The following is a 25186-nucleotide window of genomic DNA, read 5'->3' on the forward strand; positions in this document are numbered from 1 at the left end:
CCCCATGAACGCACGCGAGAACCCGTCAGAAGGGCAAGCCTACACGCAGATCCTTAAATCGACAGCGTTGATCGGTGGATCGTCGCTGATAACGGTGGGGTTTTCGATCGTCCGCAACAAGGCCATGGCCCTCATCCTCGGACCCGAGGGCGTCGGGTTGATGGCCGTCTACAGTTCGATCGCCGACATCGGCCAAGCGGTTGCAGGGTTAGGTGTTCAGTCCAGCGGGGTCCGTCAAATTGCCGAGGCGGTCGGAACGGGGGACGCCGTAAAGATTGCACGAACGGCCTTCATTCTTCAGCGCATCTCCATCGTCCTCGGTATTGCCGGCACGCTTCTGCTTGCAGGCTTGGCATTTCCGGTCGCGCACCTCACTTTTGGCGATCATCAGCATGCCGCCAGCGTCGCATTCCTCTCGCTTGCAATTTTCTTTCGGCTCGCGTCGGCGGGACAGACGGCGATGATTCAGGGGATGCGGGAAATCTCAATCCTTGCCCGCATCAATCTGCTGACCGCATTTTTTTCGACCGTGGTCACCATCCCCCTTGTTTACTTTTTGGGCTTTGAAGGGGTGGCTCCGTCACTCGTCGCTATCGCCGCCGTGACCCTGCTTATCTCCTGGTGGTACAGCCGGAAGATGCCGCAAAGTGCGGACAATTTGTCTGCTCCTCAGTTCAGACAGGAACTGGGCGGACTGCTCAGATTGGGTCTCGTCTTCATGGCCAGCGGTTTGCTCACCCTTGCAACCGCCTACGTCGTCCGCATCATCGTCCTGCAGCACGGCGGCATCGTCGCGGCGGGGCTGTATCAGTCGGCCTGGGCACTCGGCAGCCTCTATGCGGGCTTCATCCTGCAAGCGATGGGCACAGATTTCTATCCACGCTTGACGGCGATTGCCGACGATCATGCGGCCTGTAACCGCTTGGTTAACGAGCAAGCTCAGGTCAGCATTCTGCTCGCCGGGCCGGGCGTCCTTGCAACGCTGACCTTTGCGCCTCTTGTCATGCGAATGTTCTATTCCCCGGAATTCTATGGCGCCGCAGACCTTTTGCGTTGGATTTGCCTCGGCATGTTGCTTCGTATCATTGCCTGGCCCATGGGCTTTATCGTGCTGGCAAAGAGCGAGCAGGCGATCTTTTTCTGGACGGAAGTCGCCGCAACTGTGGTGCATATCGGTCTGGCTTGGTTGCTGGTGTCTAAGTTTGGCCTGGTCGGCTCGGCGGCGGCATTTTTCGGGCTTTACCTATGGCACAGCATCCTCATTTACTTTTTCGCACGCAAACTCACCGGCTTTCGCTGGTCTTCCGCCAATCTCAAGATCGGACTGATCTTCATTGTCTCGTCAGCGCTGGTTTTCTGTGCAACGCTTTTTCTGCCCTTCTGGCAAGCGACTGCTTTCGGATCTATCGCCGTCTTGTTGAGCGGGCTGTATTCGTTGAAAATGCTGATGGGGCTTTTGCCACCAGAGCAGCTTCCTCTGCCGATCAGAAGATGGGTGCTCAGAGCAGCATGACGCGGGAAGTCCCGCAGTGTGTCGCGTGCGAGGGAATGCCCGGAGACGCGCAAATCCAGAGACGCACGCATATACGTCTCTGGATTGATTTTCGGGCGGATCTGACCCGGTAAGAGGGATTAGGCCGTCGCCCTTTGCGGCGCAAGGCATAGGTTGCGAAGCGTGTCGGCGACGAACAGAACCTCTTCGTCGGTTAATTGCGCAAACAAGGGCAAAATGATTGTACCCTGCTGCGCTGCCACGCTTTTTGGGAGCTGGCCTGCAGCGACCCGATGCGTCGTCTTGTCGGCATAAGCGTCTTCGCGATGGATGTTCATAATGCCGCGCCGGGTCGAAATTCCTTTGTCCAGCAACACCTGCATGGTGTCACGCTGGTCGAGCCACGGCGGAAGCATGACACAATAGCTTTGCCAATTGCTGCGTGCCCACGACGGTTCAACGGGTGTTTCAAGCCATGTAATGTCGCGCAGTTCCTGCCGATAGAGCTCAGCGAGATGACGCCGTCTTGATATCAGGTCAGGCAGCCGGGTCAGTTGCACCCGGCCCATCGCGGCCTGGAGGTCGGTCATGCGATAATTGTAGCCAAGCTCAGGATAGCCTTCGTAGATGACCTGGCGTGAGCCATGGCGGACTGTATCGGGAACGCTCATGCCGTGCTGACGCCACAAGCGAAACTTGCGGTCATACTCGGCATTCGCGGTCGTCAGCATGCCGCCGTCACCAGTCGTTACGACCTTTCTGGGATGAAAAGAAAAACAGGCAATATCGCTGCGCGGCCGGCCTATCTTTTCCCACTGACCATCCCACAGGATTTCGCTCCCTGTGGCGCAGGCCGCATCTTCGATGATCGGAATGCCATTGCTCCGGCCGATTTCGATAATTGCTGCAAGGTCGCAGGGCATGCCGAGTTGATGCACGCACAAGATCGCCTTTGTTCGAGGCGTGATTTCCGATTGGATCAGCTGCGGGTCGATATTGAATCCGTTGGTTTCGATGTCGATGAAAACGGGAATCCCGCCTAAATACCGGATAGCATTCGCCGTTGCGATGAACGTATGGCTGACGGTTACGACCTCGTCGCCGGGCCCCACGCCAACAGCTTTCAACGCCAAATGCAGGGCCGTCGTGCAGTTTGAAACAGCGCAGGCGTGATCGGCTTGAACGAAGGCGGCAAACTCGTTTTCGAAAGCCGCGACCTCAGGTCCCTGTGTAACCCAGCCGGACAACACGACCCGTCGAACCGCCTCCACTTCCATCTCATCGAGCATTGGTTTGGCAACGGGAATCTGGGGAAGCATCGGGCTCATGCGGCCCGCCCTCCGACTTCCAGTAATCTTTCCTGGCGCCACCAATCAACGAGCCCCCGCAATCCGTCTTCCAATGTCAGCTGAGCCTTGAAACCCAAGAGACGCTCGGCTTTGCTCGTATCAGCGAGCCGGCGTGTCACGGCGTTCACTGTGCGCGCCGCCTGATGTTGCGGTTCGATCGACGCGTTCATCACGCCGGTCAACAGTTTTGCGAGTTCCAGAAGACTGGTCTCCGTACCGCTCGCGACATTGAAGACCTCGTCGGTTACATCCGACTGTGCCGCAAGTATATTTGCCAGCGCAATGTCGTGAATGTGGACGAAATCCATGGTCTGGCTGCCATCTCCATTGATGATCGGTGGCAAGCCCGCCGATATCCGTTCCATCCAGCGGATCAGCACCTCGGTATAAGCGCCGTAGACGTCCATGCGTGGACCGTAGACGTTGAAGTACCGCAACGCGACATATTTCAAACCGTACATTTCGGCGAAGCTGCGCAACAGGCCCTCGTTAAACGCCTTCGCGGCGCCGTAGATCGTCCGGTTGTTGTAGGAATGATGGTCTTCGGTCGTCGGGAAACTTTCGGCGAGCCCCAGAACGGAGGCGGAGGAAGCGGCGACCACTTTTTTCACCTTCGCATTAACCGCCGCTTCGAGAACATTGAAGGTTCCGGCAGCCAGAACGTCAAATGCCAGCCGGGGATCTTCGGCGCATTGCGTGATCCGGATCGCGGCCTGATGGAAGACGATATCGACACCCTCGAAATGCTTTGCCAGCAAAGCACGGTCGCGGATGTCTCCGTCGATGATCGTCAGCGGAAAAGTCGCGGACGCCTGGGCAAGATTTTCCCGGCGGCCACGCACGAAATTGTCAAGGATCAGGATTTCGCGTGGCTGCTCAAGAGCAACAAGATCGGCGATGTGTGATCCGACGAGACCGGAGCCACCGGTGATGAGAATTCGCTTGTCTTTCATTGTCTGCTCCCAATGTTCAGGATGTGGCCGTCGTCGTGTCGCTATCGCTACGCCAACGCAGGAATTTTGCCGGGACACCGGCGACGACCGAAAACGGAGCGACATCGGAAACGACAACCGCTCCGGCACCAACGATTGCGCCCTTGCCGATTGTCACACCGGGAAGGATCGTCGCATTTGTTCCGACATCGGCCCATGCGCCGACGCGCACCGGTTTGATTTCGAGATCCGTGCGGATAATCGGCACGCCGATTGGGATGGCGGTATGGCTGGAGCCGAGAATCTTGGCGCCAGGTCCCCAACCGACATATTCTTCGATGACCAGGTCACGCGCATCGAGAAAGGCCTGGGGGCCGATCCAGACATTGTCGCCGATCACGCATGTTCCATCATACCGGCCCTGTATATAGGCCTGCGCTCCAATGAATACCCCGCTGCCGATCTCGAAGGTTTCGGGATGTTTGAAGCCGGCGCCATTGCCGATTTGAAGGCCAGGTCCGCATAGGCGCGTGGCGGCTTGCCAGATCGCTTTGCGCATCAAAGCATCGACGTATCCATCGCCAGCTGAAAAGCGGCCAAACAGTTCCACAAGGCCTGCGGGTCCATATGATCGTTTGAGCTCTGTGGACAGTTCCTGCTCAAAGCCCGGATCCTTCGGGATTTCGCGGCGGCCGTGAACGGATTGAACGATCCGGGCAACGGAGGTGACATCAGCTGACATAAGCGTCGTGCTCCACCGTTGCCACTACCTGCTCCACCTGTCTTGCCGTCATTTCGGGGTAGATTGGCAATGAAAGAACGGAGCGGGCAGCGGCCTCCGATACGGGAAAGTCGCCAAGCCGGTAGCCAAGATCCTCATGCGCCTTTTGGAGGTGCACCGGGATCGGATAATGCAAGCCGGACTGGATACCTTCGGCTTCCAACGCGCGGTGGAGACTGTCACGATCCCGGCAGCGGACCGCATAGATATGATAGACGTGCCGGCGATATGCGACTTCGGCCGGCGTTTCCACAATGTCCAAACTGGAAAGCATCGACGAATAGCGGACCGCGTGAGCACGGCGCGCAGCGGTCCAAGCGTCCAGATGCCGGAGTTTAACACGCAGGATTGCACCCTGAATGCCGTCCATGCGGTAGTTGAACCCTTTTACAAGATGATGGTACCGGCGCTCCTGGCCCCAGTCCCGTAGCATACGCATGGCCTTGGCGTGCTCGTCATTATTGGTAACAACAATGCCGCCTTCGCCGCAGGCGCCGAGATTCTTGCCCGGGTAGAAGCTGAAGCAGCCCGAAGCCCCTATACCGCCTGCGCGGCGGCCCTTGTACTCTGCACCGTGCGCCTGGCAGGCGTCTTCGATAACAGCAATGCCATGGCGGTTTGCAATGGCCATGATCGCATCCATATCCGCCATCTGCCCATACAGATGAACGGGTACGATCGCCTTCGTGCGCGGCGTGATCGCGGCTTCAAGTTTGGCCGGGTCCATGGTCAGCGTGACCGGTTCGACATCGACGAACACAGGCAATGCGCCCGCGTAGCAAACCGCCGATACCGTCGCTACGAAGGTAAATGGCACGGTGATGACTTCATCGCCGGGGCCAACACCTGCTGCAAGCAAGGCCAGATGCAGCGCACTCGTGCCTGTGTTGACGGCAACAGCGTGTTTCGCGTCACAGTAAGCTGCAAATTCCTCTTCAAATTGAGAGACTTCCGGGCCAAGAACATATTGTGCCGAAGCCAACACGCCGAGGACGGCCGCGTCGATTTCATCCTTGATCGATGCATATTGCGCTTTGAGATCAAGAAAGGGGATCATGCGATCAGCCTCGCTTGTTCCAGCTCGACGACGCGACCACGCTGCTGAAGGGACTGGGTCGCAGCTTCAAGAATGCGGACAACGCGCAAACCGGCGTGGCCGTCGACAATCGGCTGCTGGTTCTTTTCCACGCATTCGACGAACTGTTTGAGTTCACGGCCCAATGCCTCGGTCATATCCAGTTGTGGCGCATGCATATCGCCTGTGCGGTAGCCGACCAGCATCTGGTAGACTTTCTCACCATTGCGCTGCGGATTGCCGTTCAGGGTGATGCCCTTGTCGTAGATCTTGATCTTTTCACTGGGCTCAAGGTCGTCGTAGACGATCATCTTGTTGCTGCCCCCGATCAATGTGCGGCGGACCTTGACGGGTGCCAGCCAATTGACATGGATGTGCGCGATCAGCTTGCTTTCGAAAAACAGATTGAGGTAGGCGATGTTTTCCGGTTCGCCAGCGACATGGCTCATGCCGGTCGCCGACACGGCCACCGGCTTTTCCTGCAGCACGTAGTCCATGATGGAAAGATCGTGCACGGCGAGGTCCCAGATCACGCTGACGTCGTGCTGGAAAAGGCCGAGATTGACCCTGACGGAGTCGTAATAGTACATGTCGCCGAGGCCGTTTTCGACGACTTCGCGCATCTTGCGGACCGCACCGGTGTGCACGAATGTATGGTCGACGGCAAGGATCAGGCGCCGGCGGGCGGCTTCATCGACCATGCGGCGCGCTTCATCCACGGTCGAGGCCATCGGCTTTTCGACAAAGACGTGTTTGCCGGCCATCATTGCCTTCATGGCAAGTTTGAAATGGGTCGAGACCGGGGTCGCGATTGCGATCGCGTGGACGCGGGGATCGCGCAGGACCTCTTCGAAATCACTGGTGATTTCCACGGCCGGATAGCGAGCCTTAACGGTCGCCAACCGCTCCGGCATAATATCGCAGACATAGAGAAGCTGCGCATCGGGCACTTCCGCTATGTTTCTGACAAGATTTGGGCCCCAATAGCCGTAACCTATCACCGCCATGCCGATCATTATACTCTCCTGGACAAAGGAATTTTGGCCGGTGCGGCCTGTGCGCAACCGATGATTTGAGCTGGAACACCGGCGACAATCACCCAGTCGGGCACGTCTTTCGTGACCACGGCGCCGGCGCCAACAACGGCGCCAACACCAATCGTCACGCCGGGAAGGATTGTTGCATTGCTGCCTATTGCGGCTTGTCGCTTGACGAGCGTGGGAACAACGTCCCACTCCGCGTCGGTCATCAGTTCTCCGTCCGCATTGACAGCGCGCGGATGCATATCATTGGTGAACATGACCCCGTGGCCAATGAAAACCCCATCCTCAATTTCTACGCCTTCGCAGATAAAGGAATGGCTTGAAATCTTGCAATTGCGGCCTATGACGGCATTTTTCTGAATTTCTACAAACGTGCCGATGCGGGAGCCTGAACCCAATTTACACCCATACAGATTGACCAGGTCGGGGTGATGGATAACCACCCCTTCTTCTAAAATGACACTCGATGCGATCATGCTACGAAGACCCCAAATCCGCGAACAGGACTGAATTCAAACAGGCTCGATGGGGCAGTTGCTGCCGCGATAAACACCATCAATGGCCACGCATTTTTGAATTCTCCAGCTTTCAGAAGAGTTGGTTTCGTCTTGTGAGTAAAGAAAACAAAATGCGGTAATCCGCCCTTCGAAAGGCGTAGCTGGGTAGGGGGTACTGCTGCTTCCTGATGCGGACGTTTGTTCCCGTGAGCACCCTGCCATCGACGCGTCAATCAAAGGGGGAGCTTGCGGGATCAATACCATCCACGCAAGTCTGCCGGGGTCCCCGTGCGCACTCTGTGGATCTTGAAGAGAGGCGTTCGGCTTGATGGGACTAACGCAGAGGGAACCGATGCGCCTTCTTGTATACCCGCATGATCTCTCGATCGGGGGCAGTCAGATCAACGCAATCGACCTTGCAGCCGGTGCCGCCGCCGCAGGTCACGATGTCTGGGTCTACGGTATTCCCGGCCCGCTTGTGGACTATATCGCGGAACGCGGACTGAAATACATTGCTGCCCGACCCCTTCACTACCGCCCGGCGCCCTCACGGATCGCACAGATTGCTGCCATCGCCCGTCGGCACCGCGTCGACCTCATCCACGCTTATGAATGGCCAAGCTGTCTGGACGCCTATTTCGGCGCGTCGCTTTGTCTCAACGTGCCGTTGTTGTGCACTGTTTTAAGCATGGAAGTGATGCCCTACGTTCCAGCCTCGGTGCCGCTGATCATGGGCACTGCGGATCTCGGCGAGCAGGCCCGTAAGGTTCAAAAACGCGGCGTCTGGGTGATCGAACCGCCCATCGATGTCGAGCGGGACAATCCAGACACTGACGCCAACGTGTTTCGCCGCCGGCACCAAGTATCGGACGAGGAGTTTCTGATCGTCAGTGTTTCGCGTCTTGCGCTCGATCTTAAGCTGGATGCTCTGGTACGCGCCATCGACGCCGTCGATCTCCTGGCCGGTGCGCATCCTTTGAAACTTGCACTGGTGGGGGATGGCCCCGCTCGCAGTGCTTTGGAAATACGGGCAAAGACAGTCAATGCCAAACACGGACGCGACGTTATTCTCCTTCCGGGAGCCGAAATGGATCCGCGCTGTGCCTACGCCGCCGCCGATCTGGTCGTTGGAATGGGAAGTTCGGCATTGAGGGCGATGGCGATCGGCCGTCCGCTAATCGTGCAAGGCGAAGACGCATTCTCGGAGATTTTCGAACCCGCAACCTATGACCTTTTCTTGCAGCAGGGCTTCTACGGATTGGGCGACAAAAAGCCGGGCGCGCAGAAGCTCGCGCGTCAGATCGAAAATCTCGTTGTTGATGCGGCCCGGCGGGCCGAGCTTGGTGTCTTTGGAAGGCGCGCCGTTATGGAGCGCTATAGCCTGAAACGTGCCATCGATGTGCAACTGGACATCTACCGGCAGGTTCTCGCCAATCCACCGGCGAGACGTCTTTCTGAGGCCATGCACTCCGCGCGTCTGGCACTGATGCTTGAATACGCCAATCACGATCCCGGCCGCAAACGCCGAAAGAGGGAGCGCGAATCTGTAATCCTCGCTGCTGCCCGCTCCGGCCAGTGGCCACCGGCATCGGCGGAAACCTGGGTATAGCCGTATCAAACCAGTTGATGGACGTCCATTATGTGGCCGGCCGCTGTGGACACCGCCGGAACAATTTGCCGACCATGATGGAGCCGATCAACTGCAGATGGCGGGGATAGGTTTTCACCGCAGCGGACAAAAATTTCATCGCGCTTTTTCTCTTTCCCTCAGTATAAAAATAGCGCGCGACATCGATCAGCATCAGGGACTTCTGTTCTTTGCGATTGCAAAGGACGTCCCTGTTTTTCTTCAGGATTCGAAGCAGTCCGATGATTTCGCGGCGGCGGTTAATCGAGATGCTGTCAGGCGAAATGAAGCCCAGTACGACCGGTTCGATATCTTCATAGATGGACGTGTGCTGGGCCAGCCTGATGGCAAAGTCCCAGTCTTCATTGGCCCGGGCGCAGACGTCGAACCATTCGGCGTAGGGAAAGCAGTTCTTTCGAAACAGCGCATTTTGCAGACTGATCCGATTGCGGGTGAGTAGCCGCCCGAGCTGGTCGTCGTCAAGCGAAAGGCGTCCCTCAGGCGGGGGATCATAGGCAACACGGCCGGATCCGTAGTTGCGCTGGTTGTCGCGTCCGTAGACGATTTTCGCGCCGATAACGGCCCCGACATTGCCGGGGATCGCTGAGAACAGGGCAAATTGCTTTTGCAGTTTGCCCGGTAACCACAGGTCGTCGCTGTCCTGGAAAGCGATATACTCGCCTTTTGCATGGCAAAGGCCGGTGTTCCGGGCCGCGGCAGCTCCGCCGTTTCGAACCCGCCTGACATAACGGATGCGCCGATCGCTGAAGCCGCGCACCACGCTTTCGATGTCCTCCGTCGACGCATCATCGACGACGATCAGTTCCAGATCCTGATGGGACTGGGTGATGACGCTGTTAATCGCTGCGACCAGGCTGCCGCTTCTATTATATGTGGGGAGAATAACGGATATCGTCATCAAATTGAAATTCCACACGATCAAAAATCGCGGACCGCACGTGCGCTTGTCTGCGCAACTCTCTCGGTGTCGATGTCCGAGCATGGCCGCTTTCCAACAACTCTGGCGTAAGGGACTGGGGCAGGCAGTACAATTTAGCTTTATTCATAAGCCGCGCGCCAAGAGGTGAGGCCATGCGCTGCGCCGGGCACCTAGCTCCGTCCTTTGGGGGAGCCTTCGTCGCCAGCTAGGCGATGCTGTTGGTAATCAGCTCACCGTATCGTGGCATTGGAGGTATGCACTGCGGCAAAATCCACGCCCCCTCTCGACCAAAAACCAGCTTCTTATCCTGCAAGGACTTCGGCAAGCTGCCGGCGTGTTGAAACGGGTTCCCTGGCTTTGCGGCGATCCAGACTGGAGAGACATCGTGTTTAACCTTCGAACGATTGAGGAATCCTTCCGGTCCTGCGGTTTAACGCCGGTGTGTCCAGTGTACATGACGCCGTCAAAACGGGTTTGTTCTTGATGCTCACGCAAGGTGTGGCAAGACGGGGAGCAGGATATCCTCAACAACGCCGGCATCCCGGCGCAAGTGTCAGGTTGGCACAGGCACCCGCGTTGGACCGGACCGCTACAGCCCCAGCGCTTTCGGAGAGGGACCGGGCAAAGAATACGCCGACCCAGGATCGTCTGCCCTGGCCAGCCCGCCTGTTTCTGTTCAGCCTGATTATTCCCTGGATCATCGAACTCGGTCCGCTGCGCCTGTCCGTCTCCCGTTTCATCCTGATTGCAACGATGATCCCATGCCTCGTCATGTGGATGAACGGCAAGGCTGGGCGGATCAGGACACCCGATATTCTGGTGATACTGTTTTGCCTTTGGTGCGCTATCAGTCTTGCGGTCGTACACGACGCGGCAACGTCTTTTCAGTCCGGCGGCATGATGGCGATCGAGACCATGGGCGCCTATTTTCTTGCGCGCGTTCTCATCAGAAATGAGCAGCAGTTTCACGGAATGGTAAAAGCCATATTCCTGATCATCCTGCTGCTACTGCCGTTTTCGCTGTATGAAGCGGCAACGGGATCGAACATCGCGCTCAATACGTTCAGATCTGTCTTACCCACACAGATCGACTACTTCATGGCGCCGCGATGGGGGCTGCGACGCGTGCAGTCGGTCTTCGATCATCCCATCTTATATGGTGTTTTTTGCACAAGCGTGTTTGCCCTCGTGCACAAGGTTCTTGGCCGGAACGCGTCGCCACTGCGCCGTTGGGGCCGCTCAATCCTGGTGTTTCTGGCCACCTTTCTTTCGATGTCGTCGGGGCCACTAAGCGCGTTGGTGGTGCAGGCTCTCCTGATGTCCTGGGGGTGGTTCCTTCGCGACTTCCGCTACCGTTGGCATGTGCTTGCAGCATTCTTTGCGTCGCTCTACACGGCAGTGTCGCTGCTATCAAATCAATCCTTCTTCGAGTTCTACGTTCATTATTTTGCTTTCAGCCAGGATACCGGATGGGACCGTATCCGCATCTGGCACTATGGATGGCTCTCCGTCTTCAATCATCCGATGTTCGGCATCGGTCACAATGAATATCAGCGGCCGGAATGGATGGAGCCGAGCATCGATATGTTTTGGTTGATCAATTTCGTGCGGTTCGGCTACATTGCCGGGATCCTGATGGTCCTGATCTTCGGCTGGGTTTTCTTCAGTACCGCCTTGAAAAAAGGACTGAACGAGCAGCAAAACGACTACCGTACGCCTTTCCTGATTTCCATAATCGGTATCTTCACGGTGGGATGGACGGTGCATTTCTGGAACGCTCCCTACCTGTTGATCATGTTCTATTTGGGAAGCGCATCTTGGATACAGGATGTTGGTGGCGATGCGGGGCAACGCAGAAAAGCAATTCCAAAGGGCCCGGTCCGAACAAGCGTGGCATCGTCATGATGGGTGGAGCCAAATATCGCTGGTTTGCGATTTCCTGGCTGCTCACGGCCGGCGTCTTCCAGAATGCGCGCTCAGCCTCGGCGCAGACGGCAATCGTGGAGGCGCCGCAAGCGGTTAAGGCGGCGGTGATGACCTATCCGGATGAAACAAACACCGGCGTTCCGGCCAATCTACCACTGACCCGCGCGACCAATTTCGTCCTGAATGTTGCTGGCGCGATCGTCGGTGGCCTGGATTTTCAAGGCGCGGTCACGATCACGGCGCCGAACGTGACGCTGCGCAATTGCAGGATCTCTGCAAAAGGCTGGGCGGCATTGGACATCAGGTCAGACGGCGTGACGCTTGAGAATTGCGATATCGACGGCCAGGCTGCGCCGGGCATTCGCGGGATCAGCATTTCCGGCAACAACGTCTCTGTCCGGCACAGCAACATCCACAATACGGAAGACGGTATCTACCTCACAGGCTCATCCAATATCACGATCGAAAACAACTATATCCATGATCTTCAGTCCCAATGGGAGGGTCCTCATTTTGATGGAATTGCCACGGACGGCGGGATCACCGATGTTGTCATTCAAGGCAATACGATCGTTAATCCGCACGGGCAAACGTCGGCAATCATGCTCAGCAATTATTTCGGGCCTATTGCGCGTGTGCGTGTCGAGGGAAATCGTCTCTTGGGCGGCGGATATACCGTCTATTCGGACAGTCAATTCGGCGGCGGCGCAATATCTAACGTTTCGTTCCTCAATAACAGGATGGGAAAGGGCTATTACGGCTATGCATCGATGAACAATAATTCTCCGGAATGGTCCGGAAATATTGACGACACACTTGGCACGATCTTGAACCAATGACATTGGCGCGCACGGGGAGCTGGACGATATGAAGGATCTAACCATTAGCAGATTCAGGACTGCTCGCGGGCGCATTCTCAGACGTCAGATTGAGAAACTTGCCGACCATCTCGGAAGACCGATCGCCATTTTGGACGTGGGCGGCCGGCCGGATTACTGGGAAAATGTCGGCCATGACCGCATCAGCGAAATCCGGCTCTTGAACATCGATGAAAATGAGATCGATCGTCACGGCCTGTCCAATCTCTTTTCCAGCGAGATTGGCGACGCGCGTGACCTGAAGGGGTACGCAGACAAATCGGTCGATCTGGTTCATTCCAATTCGGTCATAGAGCATGTCGGTGCATGGCCTGATATGAGCGCCATGGCGTCGGAGATGCAAAGGGTGGGGCTTTCCGGCTGGATACAAACGCCGGCGTGGGAATTCCCCATCGAACCCCATTTCCGGCTACCGTTCCTGCACTGGCTTGCTCCGCCGATGCGGCGAGCCGCGCTGAAGTTGTCTAAGGATTACGGGGCCTTAGATATCGCCGCGCGCCGTTACCACATCGACCGCATTAACCTCCTGTCCTACTGCGAGGTTAAGACGCTGTTTCCAATTGGTAACATCTATGTCGAGAAGTTCGTTTTCTCGAAAAGCTATTCAGCCAGGTGGGGGCCAGGGGCGGCGTAAAAAGGCCATCCGCTTGGGGTATCTGCCACGATCTTGGGGCTCTGCGATGAAGTGCGCATGTGGATCAATGCGAGGCGCGGCGGTAGCGCATCGCGAGCGGCATGACCGAACCTTCGGACACCACAGCTTAGGCTCAGGACCTATTAAATCACTTGCGGTGGCTTGCTCTCTTTGATTCATTGGGATCGAAGGGAGACGCTGTTATGAGTGATTTGATGCTTCTGTCGGAGGCGCAGATGCGCCGGATCGAGTCCTATTTCCCACTTTCACATGGGTGCCACGCGTCGATGACCGGCTGATCGTAAGCGGCATTATCTTTGTTTTGCGCAATGGGTTGCGGTGGCGTGATGCGCCGAAGGAATATGGTCCGCACAAGACGATCTATAATCGCTTCATTCGCTGGAGCCGGCTTGGTGTGTTCAACCGGATTCTGGCCGAACTGATCGCAAAACGCGGTAAGCCAGAGCAATTGATGATCGATGCCACCCATTTGAAAGCCCAACGCACCGCAGCCAGTCTGCTAAAAAAGGGGATGTTCCCAGACGTATCGGCCGCACCAAAAGCGGCCTGAACTCGAAACTACACGCTGTTGCGATGGTCATGGCCGACCACTGATCCTGCTGTTGAGCGAAGGACAGATGAGCGATTACAAAGGGGTCGCTCGGATGCTGGAGGCATTTCCCAAAGCCAAGACATTCCTGGCTGACAAGGGCTACGCCGCCGACTGGTTCCGAGACGCCCTGGCGGAACGCAAGATAACCGCCTGCATTCCTTCAAGGGCAAACCGCAAGGTCGCGATCCCGCATGATCCCGAGCTCTACAAAAAGCGCCACAAGATCGAGAACATGTTTGGCAGGCTCAAAGACTGGCGCCGTATCCACACAAGGTATGATCCTGCGCCCACACATTCTTCTCAAGCATATGCATCGACGCAGCCGTCATCATCTGGCTTTGATTTATCGAGTCCTTCTGTATTCGGCGTGTCGAGGTCAAGCGCTTTCGAGCTTTCCGGTATTGCCGGTGGAAAAGTCTTTTGCGGGTCTCGCTTCTCTTTGGGATGAGCACTTTGGCTCTCCCATGATGTTGGAGTCGTCTAATCGCACGGCATTTTGCAAGCGTTTTTTTCAAAGATCAGTCCGGCCGGCACTGTGGTCAGTGCTGGAAAGCGATCGATGTGGGCGCCAAGTATGTGATTTTGCAGCGTCTAGTGAGCGTTTGCCGGAAGCAGGGTCGTCTTCGCGGTCGACACACGGTCGCCGCATGATGGGGCTTCGCAGGTCGGGTGTTCCAATGTGGACGACGCAATTCGCCATTTGTGCGTTGGCACTCCAACACGCGGAATCACCGTGCCTACGTCCCGGCAGGGACGTTCTGACGCCGGTCCATCAGGACACTGGCGGAAAGTATTCGGATCAAACTAGGAAGCGTTCGCAACAGCTAGCCGTTGGCCGGATCCATTCCAATCGCCCGATCAAAAAGCTGACCAGTCTTGGCGATCGAGGCCTGTGGCGGTTCCCATCATTGGGCACGGCTGCTCACCTCATTCGGACATGAGGTGAAAATGATCGCGCCGCAACTCGCTAAGCCCTACGTCAAGCGCAACAAGAACGACGCTGCGGACGCCGAAGGGCTGTGCGAGGCAATGAGCCGCCCAACGATGCGGTTTGTTCCGGTTAAGACGGTTGATGAACAAGCGGGACTCATGCTGATCAGCGTCCGTACCCGTCTCATAGCCAACCGCACCCAACTCGCCAACGCTATCCGGGGTTACGCCAACGAATTCGGTATTTCAGCAGCCAAGGGGCTGGCCCATATTCCTCTGCTGCTTGAAAGGGTACAAACTGACGGGACTGTGCCAGATCTCACACAGGAATTGTTCATGGGAGAGACGTCAAAACCCGCATAATACTTCATGCTGCGCTTCCCTTCTGATGGTTGTGGCTGTTAGAGAACAGACCATGTTTATCATCAGCACGAAGCGCAGCACCTCTATCCAAAATCTTCAAAGACGGGCTCAAGCCGAATACCCCATCTGAGTCTAAGGAAACAATGCAGAAATACGACGTTGCTGCGAAGAAGATCATTCGCATCGCAATATGCGCGGACATTATTTAAATAATTTAAAAGATACTTGTTTGTAGTGTGTAAAAGGAAACTTTATTCCCCTGCTGCCAACGATAAATATTACGGCTCGTGACAGCTGACTACGGCTGCGCGGCATGGAGCTGATGATACCCCTAAAAAGGTACTGGCTATTAAGCCTTAAAGGGTATCCGTTTGCCCCCTTGGCTTACCTTCACTTCGTCACGGAAAATAAATAATTTACGGCTTCATTCAAATACTATGCAACTCGATTTACATCGTGTAATATAAGTAACTGCGAATAGATATTTTGATTTAAACAAATTTATATCACAGGTTAAGTCTATTATAGATCTGGGGCTGGCGCGTGCTTTTTTACGACCCTGGCATTGACGGGGCGCCTGCATGTGCGTTTTGGGAGTAGAGACGTATGAACTCACTGTTAATGACAAACGGCAAAGACATTTCGACTAATCTTTTCCATGATTCTATTCAAACTGATAATGAAAAGAGAACCACCGAGCTGCCGCGAGGGCGTTCGCTGTTGATCATTGACGATCGTGCGCTTGACCGTCAGTGCCTCGCCTATTGCATCTCCGCACACAAGATCGACATGGATGTTCTGGCCTTTGGGTCGGTGGAGGAGTGGGAACGAAAGCGGCATGACTACCCGCCGCTGGCCGCCGTTCTTTTAAACATTGGCGGTAAAAAAATCGGCGAGCCGAGTGTGTCCGAAGAAATTACCAGGCTCGCCTCGGCGTTTGACGCGCCCATCATTGTTCTCGCTGATGCTGACGATCTGCCGCAGATCATGAAGGCGCTGGAATGCGGTGCGAAAGGCTATATTCCATCGTCCGTCAGCATCGACGTCTGTATAGAAGCCATTGCCCTTTCCATGGCTGGCGGCATCTTCGTTCCGGCCAGCAGCGTATTCGCCATGCGCCAGGCTCTTGAAACCGGGAATCCAGCGGCTCGCCCGTTGGCCGGCATGTTTACGGAACGGCAGGCCGAAGTGGTCGAGGCGTTGCGGCGGGGCAAGGCGAACAAGATCATCGCTTATGAACTCAATTTGCGCGAAAGCACCGTCAAGGTTCATATCCGCAATATCATGAAGAAGGTCAAGGCGACCAACCGGACAGAAGTGGCCTACAAGATCAAGGATCTCTTTCCGCTTTCCTCCGCTTCATCGAATGAAAGCGTGAAGGGAAGTGAACACTAGGACTTAACTGATAATTCCACTCCGGAGTATAATTTCCGTAAAGTCATTCGGATTTGTCTCTTTCATCCAATCGTTGGCAGAGCACCAGAAATATCTGGTGCTCTGCTTTTTTGTGGGGGCCTCTTTTTCAGAGTCCCGTTCCTTTGAGAACGACCATCGGCGTGCGGAACAAGATCCACAAATCCGCACTGAAGCACATCATGCCGGAATAACGGGTGTCGTGCAGTGCGCGCTCGACGAAGGTGCAGCCATTGCGTTCGCTGATCTGCCAAAGGCCGGTCAAGCCGGGGCGCATATTGAAGTATGCCGTTCCGGGATAATGTTGCCGTTGCTCAGGGAGCATCGGCCGCGGGCCAACCAAGCTCATGTCTCCTGCGAATACATTCAGCAGCTGTGGCAGTTCATCAATCGAATATTTGCGCAGATATTTGCCGAGCCATGTGATGCGGGGATCGTTCTCAAGTTTCTGCTTGGTCTCCCATTCGGCCTTTGCGACCGGGTTGGATGCCAGATATTCTTCCAGCCTCTGGTCCGCGTCCGGCGCCATCGTCCGAAGCTTCCACAGATTGAAGATCCTGCCGCCTTTTCCAACCCGCGGCTGACAGAAGAATGCCTTGCCACCATTCAACCGGATTAGTACCGCAACCAGTGCAACGATAGTCAGAGCGAACGGTGCAGCCAATAACGTCACGAGGATGTCAAAAAATCGCTTTTCCGCAAAATAGAATGATCGCGCTTTTTCCGTCTGGTTGTATGCCGATTTATGATCAGCAAAACCCAAGGGATATCCGAGATTACTTTCCGACATGACGCCTCCAGGAGCAGCCTAGTTTTAAAAAAATGGCGCAAGGGGCGAGAAAAAACTTAATATAAAATTGCATTCACGACAGAAGTTGCCTTCTTCGTATTCTAAAAAAAGTGCCCCAATGCTGCTGTTAATATGATCTTAACCATACCAATCCAAATCGCAATTAATCTAATCTAAACAATTCGATGTAGGTCGAATTCTCAATCAGAGAATGGCGGACTTTGAACCAGCATTTTCCGCTGCTCTCACCAGCCTCCGGCGGGTAGGAGGAAGGGCAAGGGAAGCCGCCGGCACCGAGGCGGGCGGACGTCGCAGAGTTGCATTGGAGTGGGGGGACGGTTGGAGGTTGTGACCGTCGTGTTCAGCGAGCGCAGTCAACGCATCGGTAGAGCCTTCGCTCCTCGGCAAGGCGGCAATAGCTGAAGGCATGTGGGGGGCGGCTTCGCCAGGCCCCGCATAAACGTGTCGACATTTGGCGGTTCAAGACCCTTCGCGGTTCCAGTTTTCGATGAACCGGCCTGCATCGCCATGAAATACCAGGCCGAACATACGACGTGCCCGATGCGCCCGAATGCGGGTTAGGCACGCCAGTGCAAGGATCCGATTCCGGATGCCGGAAACGCGATCTGTCGTAAAGATTCTTAACGTCTCCGCCAATGGCGACCCGGCAATAACCGCCGCATTTACAAGCCAGCGCAGCGTCGCACCGGGGTGGCCCGAAATCTTGCGAAACGCGTGGGCGACATGCCGGTCCCACCGGCGCGCCAGATCGGCAAATGATTTGCATGAGGGCGTCAGAACTTTTGCGGCCGGAAGAAAGAGGATGCGATGGCCCATGGCTGTCGCCCGCTGCCCCCATTCCGTATCTTCCATCGTCGAAATCCCGCCAAAGGGGCCGACGGACTGAAAAACCCGCTTTCTGACCGCCATATTGCCCGTTGCCGCAAAACCATATTGTTCGACATAAGTACGGGCACGATAGGCGTAGATGTTTTCGTAGGATTCGATTGCACTTGGACAGTGCGGATCAGCCATCAAAACTCCGATATCGCCACCCAAGAGGCCGATATCGGGTCTCCTTAACATGGCCTTGACGATCTCTTTGACCCAGCCAGGCTGTGCAATACAGTCGCAATCGATAAATGCCAGAAGGTCCGCCCGCGCGAGACTGGCGCCGTGATTGCGGGCGGGGCCTGGGCCGGGAACGATTTCCAGCTCCAAACGGAGATCTGGAATATCGTGGCAGACCGCCAGTGGCATTTCCGTGGAACCGTTGTCCACCACAATGATCTCGAACGGAATACCATCCGCGCGTTGTGCGTCGAGCGAGAGTAGGCAGTAACGCAGATCATTGGGCTCGTTGAGGTGGGGAACGATCACGCTGAGCTGGAAGGGCGGCGGCATTAGATCTTCCTACTGGATTTTTGGCGGCGCGTTACTAGCGCCGGTGCAAGGCCGGCGGGGGAGCATCGCCAATGACATGGGCCGATTGCCAAAGTTGTCTCCCATCATAAGATGAACGGAATGACCACGTGTAGGAAGACGCTCCCGCACCCGACTTGAGATGCAGGACGGTGCGTCCAACCCTGTACTTTGGGAGGAACCTGAAGAGCGCCAGGACATCACATAAGCCTTTCGGCGGACGGGCAACTTATGGGCCGGCCTTTTGCTTACGTCATCTCATACGCCGCCAGAGCTTCATCGCTCGGGCCCGCCTGAGTGGGACACGCTGCTTTGGTGAAGCGGCCATGGGGCGTGCGAGGCGATCTACAGCATAGGGAGATAGTGCGCGTCCAAAAGTACTAATCCGGCTGGGGATGATCTCCCGTACACCCTCCATTGACCATCTGTTGCGAGATTCCGAACCACTGAACAATGACATCGGCCATGGTGCTAAGCTCGTTTGGAAGTTGGGTGTTTGGGGTATGGGCAACATAGACTTCAAATTTTATGCCTCGATCCTGTTTCGAAGGCTGCCTTATCTCCTAGCGATCATGGTCGCCGCATTGTTGTCAGCCGTCACGGCAACGTTTTCCATTTCGCCGCTCTACAGTTCGAGCGCAAAAATTCTGTCCGAGGCGCCACAAATTCCGGCCGAACTTGCGCGCTCGACCGTGCCGCTGAGCGCCGTCGAGCAATTGCAGATCCTGCAGCAGCAAATCACCACACGAGATGATCTGTTGGCGCTGGCAAACACGCTGGCGGTGTACAGCGATAGCGCGAAGGTGCCCGAGGAGAACGATCTCGTTGCAGACATGCGGTCCCGGATAAAGTTCGAGCAATTGCAATTTGACACGCAGAGCCGCGATCAGGGAGCAACCGTTTTCAGTGTATCCTTCCTGGCCGGCAAGCCGGATATGGCCGCCAGAGTGGCTAACGAACTCGCGGCCATGATCCTCGACAGAAATCAGCGTCAACGGACCGATCGTGCCGGAAGCACATTGCGGTTCTTCAATCAGGCCGTGGACAGACTGTCGGCCGATTTGAACCGGCTGGAAGCCGAAATCCTCAAGTTCAAGACCGAGAACAAGGACACTCTCCCAGAGAGCCTCGACTTTCGTCGCAACCAGCAAGGCAGCCTGCAGGAAAGGCTGATTTCGCTTGAGCGCGAGGAAACGGATCTTCGCACAAAACGCGGCAACCTGATCGCGACCTATACTAATGCAGGGCAATTTGCTGGAGCAGCGCCTGCTACGCCCGAACAGCAGATGCTTGCCGATCTCAATCGCGCCCTTGCAGAACAGCTTGCACTCTTTTCGGAAACCAGCCCGAATATCAAGGCACTGCGCGTCAGGATCGCGTCTCTGCAGAATGCGCTCTTGGCCAACCCTTCAGAGGTCGGCAACAAGGATGACGCGCCTGCGGCCAGACAAGCCGGCCCGTTCGGGCTCGACCTGCAACTTTCAGATATCGATGATCGTCTGCGGGCCGTAGCGATCGAAAAGACGACCGTGACGCGTGGAATTGAAAACCTGACACGCTCGATCGCAGGCACTGCTGCCAGCGAAACGGTGCTAAACTCGCTGGAGCGGAACCGCCAGAATATTCAGGTGCAATACAATGCCGCCATCGGCAGGCGTGCGGAGGCGCTAACCGGCGAACAAATCGAAATGCGGGCGGATGGCGGTCGGTTCTCGCTTCTTGAGGCTGCGACGCCGCCTGTGAGGGCAATCAGTCCTCAACGCCGGCGCATCGTCGCGCTTGGCGGCATCGCAGGACTTGGATTGGGTCTTGCCGTCATCGTGTTGCTTGAGTTGCTCAACAAGACCATCCGCAGACCTGTGGAACTGGTGGAATTGCTCCAGTCACAACCGCTTGCCACCATCCCCAACATCAGGCCGCCGAGCAAAAAGCACTTTCCAAACTACAGACGTCACGTAGCGGCAATGCTCGTTATTGGAATTACGCCGCTTTCGGCGGACCAGGGTGGTCCGGTATCGGTCCAAGATGTCCGTCACGCAACCGCGAAAAGCGACGCAGGGCCAAAAGTCTCTCTTATCCCCGCAGCAACCTTCGCCGGAGGCAGAGTGTAAATCATGGATCAGACAAGAGCCTCCCTGCAAGACAGTCTCAGATTGCAAAGCAATGATCAGCTGGCGGAGCAGGCAATGCAGGCCTGCACGCGGCTGGGATTTGAAATCGCCTGGGGAAATCTCGCGAGCCTAGATCCGGCGCCCGACACGGTCTTTCGAAACCGCATCGTCACGATAGACCGGTCGGATCCGGCGCATGTGCCGTTCGACATGATGCGTACAACAGTTCTGCAAAATCTTCGTCAAAATGGCTGGACATCGATTGCGATCACGTCGCCCACAGCATCCTGCGGAAAATCGCTTGTTGCGCTTAATCTTGCCTTCAGCTTGGCGCATCAGCTAGACCGCCGCACGCTGCTGGTCGATCTCAACTTGAAGCTACCGCAAATTGGCGAAATGCTCGGCGTCACTGCGCGCGCCTCCATGGAGGATTTCCTGAAAGGCGATGCGCCGATCCAAGATATCTTTCTGCGCTACGGTGAAAACCTGGCAGTGGCGGTAAATGATCGACCGGTGCAGTTTTCCGCGGAATTGCTGCAGAGTTTGGAGGCTGTCCGCGTATTGCAGGATTTACGCCTGCGGATGGGGCCGGATGTCATTTTGTACGATCTGCCCCCGATGCTTTCCAGCGATGATGTGACAGCATTCCTGCCGAATGTGGACTGCGCAATTCTGGTTGCGGCCGCAGAGCACAGCACATTTGCCGAGGTGGATCGTTGCGAGCGGTATCTGTCCGAGCGGACAAACATGCTCGGAGTCGTTTTGAACAAATGCCGATATTGCACTGATTGACAACGAACTGGATTGGGTCGGCCAGGCTTGTTTGCCTTCGTTCGCCAAAATGATTGTCAACTCCGGATAAAGGAAATTGCCATGCGCAAAATACTCATCGTCTATGGCACTCGCCCCGAGGCCATCAAGATGGCTCCGCTAGTCCATGCGCTCGCGTCTTCGCGCCATTGCACGCCCATCGTCGCCGTCACCGGTCAGCATCGGGAAATGCTTGATCAGGTCAACCGGCTGTTTGCAATTCAGCCCGACCATGACCTCAACATCATTACGCAGGCACAGACACTCGAAAGCATTACCGCCCGAGTTCTTGCAGGTGTGGCCAATGTCATCGAAAGCGAAGCGCCGGCCGCGGTCGTCGTCCAGGGCGATACGACAACCTGCTTTGCCGCGGCACTGGCAGCCTTTTACCGGAAAATCCCGCTGATCCACCTTGAGGCGGGATTGCGAACAGGCGAGCGGCATAACCCGTTCCCCGAGGAAATCAATCGTCGCTTGACCACCCAGCTCGCAGCGCTGCATCTCGCACCTACGCAGACTTCGAAGGCAAATCTCCTCAAGGACCGTGTTCCGGAAAGCGATATTGTCGTGACCGGTAATACGGTGATCGATGCCCTGCTGCATGTGTCGGGGCGCATCCATCAAGCGGGAAATCCGGATCTTCGGCGGATCAGCGGCCGCAGAAGCGTTCTGGTGACCGCACACAGGCGCGAATCCTGGGGCGAGCCCATGGCGCAAACCGCACGCGCCATCGCCCGGCTGGCGCGCAAGTTCCCCGAGATCGCCTTCCTGCTCCCCGCGCATCTTAACCCGGCCGTGCGAGACGTGTTGCTACCCCCGCTTCAGGGGCTTGAGAATGTGCTGATTACGCAGCCGCTCGATTACTGTGATTTCGTCAAAGCCATGCGCGATTGTTCCATTGTGTTGACGGATAGCGGCGGTGTGCAAGAAGAAGCGCCTACCTTTGGCAAGCCGGTCCTCGTCATGCGTGAAACCACGGAACGGCCTGAAGCCGTCGCCGCCGGCACGGTGCGTCTTGTTGGCACCGACGAGGACCGCATCGTTGACGAAGTCAGCGAATTGCTAACGGACCGGCGCGCCTATCAGGACATGGCGCACGCGGTAAATCCTTATGGCGACGGACAGGCAGCGTTACGGTCAGTCCAGGCGATCGAGCATTTTTTTGAGCTGGGCGAAAGACCGGATGAGTTCGATGCAGCTCGCACGCCGCTCGAACCGGCAGCTGCGGCACGCGCAGTAAGCGGTTTTGCAGCTTGAGTGTCCGCGGGTTCGACGGCCGCTTGTTGATACGCTGCGGGCACTCCAACGCTTGCCCTAAATCAGACGACGCGGATGACGGGGGCCATCTGGGGAGAGCGTCTGGGTGACACTCCCCGCCCCGTCTTTCGATCCGCAAACTCTAAAAGATCGCCGGTTTTCAGAGTTTGGGTAAATGCCAAATCGGAAAGTCCGCACTATGAGCGAAAACGACATTTCAAAATGGGAGGTCGATGCCGGGAATAAGCTGAAGGCCTATACCCTGTTGGAATGGGGTGTCGCCGTCAGCGAGCCGTATCACGTCATGCTGCGGATCGGCTACGCCATTTCCAAATGGGAATGGGATACGTACAAGGATACCGATCGCTCGCCGCATCAATTTCAGACAGCAATGTCCCCGACTGCGGCCAAGGAGCTTGGCGCCCTTCTCATCCTCTATGCAGAGGAAATGGAAAATCAAATTCCGTCCAAGGGCGAACAAAATTAATCAGGGATTTCATGCGCTTGGTGTAGGGGTTCAGTTGCCTAGGGCGTCCCGGGCCTGTCGGGGATGGAAGCTCGACGCCATGTGATCTAGCTGATCCTCGATCGATGCAAGCGCGCAAACACGATACTCAAGATGGTTAGCCTACTCCGAAGAGACAGCTCGCCTTCACCTCTTGCAGAGGTATCTGTCCAGGCCGGGAGCGAGTACGGTGCTCATCTTAGACTGAAATTCAGCGGTTCATTCAAAAGGAGATGACGATGTCGTCAAACAAGGAACGCCAGACGCAAGTCAATGGTGCGCGGCGGCATTTTCTCGGTTTGGCCGCCGCGAGCGGCGCCAAGGTCGCCGCATTGAGCGCTCTCACAGCGACAACGGTCCTTCCTGCGTCGATCGCCCAAGCCATCGGAATTCCATGGTGGAAAAAGGGCGACCAAGGGGGCGGAAATCCGATGTGTTTTCTCTTGGGCACCGCGATCACGACACCGGCCGGCGAGATCGGTATCGAACATCTTAAGACCGGAGATCTCGTTACGACCGTCGATGGCAAGGCAATGGACGTCAAATGGATCGGCCGTCACATCTACAAGCGAAATGGCGCGTCCTGGCCTACCGGTGTGCTCCCCATCCGTGTCGCCAAACACGCAATCGACCGGCAGACACCCCACAAAGACCTCTATGTTTCCCCAGGCCACGCGCTCTTAATTGATGGCGTGCTGATCCGAGCAAAGGATCTCGTCAACGGCATCACCATTGCGCCCGCGCTGCCGGATGATCGCAAGATCATCGAATATTATCACATCGTACTCGATACGCATGAAGCGGTGCTGGCTGAAGGGCTTGCAGCCGAGACCTTCCTCCTGAAAGATGGCAATCACGAAACCTTCACCAATTTCGGTGAATTCGCGCGAATCCACCCTGCCGGCAAGGTCTCTGTGATGAAGCCGTTCGCCCCCATCGTTGGGATTGATTCTGGCCGTGAACACCTCAAGGCTTTGATCTCGGCCAGGTTCCGCCGTGCACTTCGGGTTCGGGAACCGGCCCGCAACACGCACCGGAGGATTGCGTTGCGTGCCGAAAGCTTGATCAGCTGAGAAACCGCTGACGGCGATGGCGACCCACGGTTCGCTTCCGACTTCTCCTGGGTCAGTGAGGCCGCTTTCGCGGCCTCACTGCGTTACAACACGAAGTATCCCTTGTGAAGCGCGATGGCGTCGTCGAGGTGAACAGCAAAATCGGCTTTTCCGTCACCGTTGACGTCGCCATAGACATAAGTGTCGGAGGCGCCCTTGACGGTGCGCAGCTCCCCGGCCTTGCCGGTAAAGTCTGCGCTGCCAAGGTAGGTAAAAGCCTGATTGCCGGACGCTGTGGTATTGGCGTCGATCGCCGACAGGTCAATCCGGTCACCACCGGTGCCCGAGAAATCGAGGATCGTGTCGCGGCCGCTGATCGATACGGTCGAGTCGGCCAGCGCCTTGAAGACAAAGCTATCGGCACCGGCACCACCAGTCAGATCGTCTGCACCAGCCCCGCCATACAGCACGTCCTTGCCGCCGCCGCCGTTCAGGAAGTCGTTACCGGCCTCCCCTTCGAGCATATTGGCTTCGGCATTGCCATAGAGCTTGTCCGCATAACCTGAGCCTTTCAGGTTCTCGATCGAGACATAGCTGTCGCCCTCGGCGTCACCTGTGTTGAGGCCGGCATTGGCAAGGCTGGTTGTGACGCCGGTCTTTGCGCCCGCGTAGGAAGCCGTATCGGTTCCTGCACCGCCATCCAGCTTGTCGCCGCCGGCTCCACCGTTCAGGAGATCGTTGCCTGC

21 protein-coding genes and 2 pseudogenes are annotated in these 25186 nt (G+C 56.4%); 13 read left to right on the forward strand and 10 right to left on the reverse strand.

Features of this window, described 5'->3' with window-relative positions:
- Positions 1-4 precede the first annotated feature (4 nt).
- Complete coding sequence (locus ACP7E6_RS27490; protein ID WP_426233065.1) at positions 5-1513, forward strand: O-antigen translocase; 1509 nt, start codon at positions 5-7, stop codon at positions 1511-1513.
- Between the two features lie 119 nt (positions 1514-1632).
- Here ACP7E6_RS27490 and ACP7E6_RS27495 read toward each other — a convergent pair whose 3' ends face one another.
- The 6 genes from ACP7E6_RS27495 to ACP7E6_RS27520 are packed head-to-tail and all read right to left on the reverse strand — an operon-like array spanning position 1633 to position 7148.
- The gene (locus ACP7E6_RS27495) at positions 1633-2820 is read right to left on the reverse strand and encodes a DegT/DnrJ/EryC1/StrS family aminotransferase (RefSeq protein ID WP_426233067.1); all 1188 of its coding nucleotides are present in this window, start codon (positions 2818-2820) and stop codon (positions 1633-1635) included.
- Positions 2817-3794 carry an NAD-dependent epimerase/dehydratase family protein gene (locus ACP7E6_RS27500; RefSeq protein ID WP_426233069.1) on the reverse strand — a complete coding sequence of 326 codons (978 nt, stop codon included), beginning with the start codon at positions 3792-3794 and terminating at the stop codon, positions 2817-2819. The genes ACP7E6_RS27495 and ACP7E6_RS27500 overlap by 4 nt, the downstream gene beginning before the upstream one ends.
- Before the next feature lie 16 nt (positions 3795-3810).
- A complete protein-coding gene (locus ACP7E6_RS27505) occupies positions 3811-4515 on the reverse strand; it encodes an acyltransferase (RefSeq protein WP_426233071.1) in 705 nt (234 codons plus the stop codon).
- Positions 4505-5611: a DegT/DnrJ/EryC1/StrS family aminotransferase gene (locus tag ACP7E6_RS27510; RefSeq protein ID WP_426233073.1), complete on the reverse strand. Its 1107-nt coding sequence runs from the start codon at positions 5609-5611 to the stop codon at positions 4505-4507. Before ACP7E6_RS27510 ends, ACP7E6_RS27505 begins: the two co-directional genes overlap by 11 nt.
- On the reverse strand, positions 5608-6645 hold the full coding sequence (locus ACP7E6_RS27515) for a Gfo/Idh/MocA family protein (RefSeq protein ID WP_426233075.1): 1038 nt from the start codon (positions 6643-6645) through the stop codon (positions 5608-5610). The genes ACP7E6_RS27510 and ACP7E6_RS27515 overlap by 4 nt, the downstream gene beginning before the upstream one ends.
- Entirely contained in the window at positions 6645-7148 is a 504-nt protein-coding gene (locus ACP7E6_RS27520; RefSeq protein WP_426233077.1) for an acyltransferase, read from the reverse strand. Before ACP7E6_RS27520 ends, ACP7E6_RS27515 begins: the two co-directional genes overlap by 1 nt.
- 373 nt (positions 7149-7521) lie before the next feature.
- On the opposite strand from ACP7E6_RS27520, the gene ACP7E6_RS27525 reads away from it, so the two are divergent.
- The gene (locus ACP7E6_RS27525) at positions 7522-8778 is read left to right on the forward strand and encodes a glycosyltransferase family 4 protein (protein WP_426233079.1); all 1257 of its coding nucleotides are present in this window, start codon (positions 7522-7524) and stop codon (positions 8776-8778) included.
- A 28-nt stretch (positions 8779-8806) separates the two neighbouring features.
- On the opposite strand, the gene ACP7E6_RS27530 is transcribed toward ACP7E6_RS27525, so the two are convergent.
- Positions 8807-9715, reverse strand: a complete 909-nt coding sequence (locus tag ACP7E6_RS27530; RefSeq protein ID WP_426233108.1) for a glycosyltransferase family 2 protein — start codon at positions 9713-9715, stop codon at positions 8807-8809.
- Between the two features lie 798 nt (positions 9716-10513).
- On the opposite strand from ACP7E6_RS27530, the gene ACP7E6_RS27535 reads away from it, so the two are divergent.
- The 6 genes and pseudogenes from ACP7E6_RS27535 (at position 10514) to ACP7E6_RS27560 (ending at position 16475) form a co-directional block, all read left to right on the forward strand.
- Positions 10514-11641 carry an O-antigen ligase family protein gene (locus ACP7E6_RS27535; RefSeq protein WP_426233081.1) on the forward strand — a complete coding sequence of 376 codons (1128 nt, stop codon included), beginning with the start codon at positions 10514-10516 and terminating at the stop codon, positions 11639-11641.
- Positions 11642-11769: 128 nt separating this feature from the next.
- Positions 11770-12501: a right-handed parallel beta-helix repeat-containing protein gene (locus ACP7E6_RS27540; protein ID WP_426233082.1), complete on the forward strand. Its 732-nt coding sequence runs from the start codon at positions 11770-11772 to the stop codon at positions 12499-12501.
- A 28-nt stretch (positions 12502-12529) separates the two neighbouring features.
- On the forward strand, positions 12530-13174 hold the full coding sequence (locus ACP7E6_RS27545) for a class I SAM-dependent methyltransferase (protein ID WP_426233084.1): 645 nt from the start codon (positions 12530-12532) through the stop codon (positions 13172-13174).
- Between the two features lie 203 nt (positions 13175-13377).
- A pseudogene (locus ACP7E6_RS27550) lies at positions 13378-14129 on the forward strand (IS5 family transposase).
- A gap of 531 nt (positions 14130-14660) precedes the next feature.
- Positions 14661-15053, forward strand: a pseudogene (locus ACP7E6_RS27555) (IS110 family transposase); the annotation flags it as partial.
- A 633-nt stretch (positions 15054-15686) separates the two neighbouring features.
- Positions 15687-16475 (forward strand): LuxR C-terminal-related transcriptional regulator, encoded by a 789-nt coding sequence (locus ACP7E6_RS27560; protein WP_426233086.1) that lies wholly within the window; start codon positions 15687-15689, stop codon positions 16473-16475.
- Positions 16476-16602: 127 nt separating this feature from the next.
- Here ACP7E6_RS27560 and ACP7E6_RS27565 read toward each other — a convergent pair whose 3' ends face one another.
- On the reverse strand, positions 16603-17283 hold the full coding sequence (locus tag ACP7E6_RS27565; protein ID WP_426233088.1) for a sugar transferase: 681 nt from the start codon (positions 17281-17283) through the stop codon (positions 16603-16605).
- Positions 17284-17763: 480 nt separating this feature from the next.
- On the reverse strand, positions 17764-18687 hold the full coding sequence (locus tag ACP7E6_RS27570) for a glycosyltransferase (RefSeq protein ID WP_426233090.1): 924 nt from the start codon (positions 18685-18687) through the stop codon (positions 17764-17766).
- Between the two features lie 734 nt (positions 18688-19421).
- Between ACP7E6_RS27570 and ACP7E6_RS27575 the strand changes: the two genes are divergently transcribed.
- The 5 genes from ACP7E6_RS27575 (at position 19422) to ACP7E6_RS27595 (ending at position 24461) form a co-directional block, all read left to right on the forward strand.
- Entirely contained in the window at positions 19422-20816 is a 1395-nt protein-coding gene (locus ACP7E6_RS27575; protein ID WP_426233092.1) for a GumC family protein, read from the forward strand.
- 3 nt (positions 20817-20819) lie between these two features.
- The gene (locus tag ACP7E6_RS27580) at positions 20820-21608 is read left to right on the forward strand and encodes a CpsD/CapB family tyrosine-protein kinase (protein WP_426233094.1); all 789 of its coding nucleotides are present in this window, start codon (positions 20820-20822) and stop codon (positions 21606-21608) included.
- A gap of 27 nt (positions 21609-21635) precedes the next feature.
- Entirely contained in the window at positions 21636-22883 is a 1248-nt protein-coding gene (gene wecB, locus ACP7E6_RS27585) for a non-hydrolyzing UDP-N-acetylglucosamine 2-epimerase (protein ID WP_426233096.1), read from the forward strand.
- Between the two features lie 199 nt (positions 22884-23082).
- Positions 23083-23370 carry a hypothetical protein gene (locus tag ACP7E6_RS27590; protein WP_426233098.1) on the forward strand — a complete coding sequence of 96 codons (288 nt, stop codon included), beginning with the start codon at positions 23083-23085 and terminating at the stop codon, positions 23368-23370.
- A 257-nt stretch (positions 23371-23627) separates the two neighbouring features.
- Entirely contained in the window at positions 23628-24461 is an 834-nt protein-coding gene (locus tag ACP7E6_RS27595) for a Hint domain-containing protein (protein WP_426233100.1), read from the forward strand.
- 83 nt (positions 24462-24544) lie between these two features.
- Here the strand turns inward: ACP7E6_RS27595 and ACP7E6_RS27600 are convergent.
- Positions 24545-25186, reverse strand: a 642-nt coding sequence (locus ACP7E6_RS27600; RefSeq protein ID WP_426233102.1) for a M10 family metallopeptidase C-terminal domain-containing protein, incomplete at its 5' end; no start/stop codon positions are given.

It is taken from the genome of Pararhizobium sp. DWP3-4, assembly GCF_049898205.1.
Classification (GTDB): domain Bacteria; phylum Pseudomonadota; class Alphaproteobacteria; order Rhizobiales; family Rhizobiaceae; genus Pararhizobium.